Raw genomic sequence first — 911 nt, forward strand, 5'->3', positions numbered from 1 at the left:
GCTGCGCGGGCGCGTCGTCCGTGCAGTACGGCCTAGCCTGCCTGGAACTGGAGGCCGCCGACTCCGGCATCCGCTCCCTGGTCTCGGTCCAGGGCTCGCTCGCCATGTACGCGATCCACCGGTACGGCAGCGAGGAGCAGAAGAACGAGTGGCTGCCCCGCATGGCCTCCGGCGAGGTCATCGGCTGCTTCGGGCTGACCGAGCCCGACCACGGCTCCGACCCGGCCGGCATGCGCACGTTCGCCAAGCGGGACGGTGGGGGAGACTGGGTGCTCAACGGGCGCAAGATGTGGATCACCAACGGCTCGGTCGCCGGGGTCGCGGTGGTCTGGGCGCGCACCGAGGACGGCATCCGGGGCTTCGTCGTCCCCACCGACCGGCCCGGCTTCTCGGCGCCGGAGATCAAGCACAAGTGGTCGCTGCGGGCCTCGGTCACCAGCGAACTCGTGCTGGACGACGTACGGCTGCCNNGAGCAGTTCGGGCGGCCCATCGGGGGCTTCCAGCTCACCCAGGCCAAGCTCGCCGACATGGCGGTCGAGCTGCACAAGGGAATCCTGCTCGCCCACCATCTGGGGCGGCGGATGGACGCCGGGCGGCTGCGGCCCGAGCAGATCAGTTTCGGCAAGCTGAACAACGTCCGCGAGGCCATCGAGATCTGCCGGACGGCGCGGACGATCCTCGGCGCCAACGGGATCTCCCTCGAATATCCCGTGATGCGGCACGCGACGAACCTGGAGTCGGTGCTCACCTACGAGGGCACCGTGGAGATGCACCAGCTCGTGCTGGGCAAGGCGCTCACCGGGCTCGACGCCTTCCGGTGAGCCCCCTGGGGGGCGGGGCCGGTGAACGGCCCCGCCTCAGCTCTGGTTGAAGAAGCCGTCCTCCCGGCGGCCCGCCGGTTCGCCACTGA

General features: G+C 70.5%; 1 pseudogene. It reads left to right on the forward strand.

Features of this window, described 5'->3' with window-relative positions:
* Positions 1–822 (forward strand): annotated as a pseudogene (locus CCN33_RS30440) (acyl-CoA dehydrogenase family protein); the annotation flags it as partial.
* Positions 823–911 lie beyond the last annotated feature (89 nt).

Source organism: Streptomyces recifensis, from assembly GCF_002154615.1.
GTDB lineage: Bacteria > Actinomycetota > Actinomycetes > Streptomycetales > Streptomycetaceae > Streptomyces > Streptomyces griseoluteus.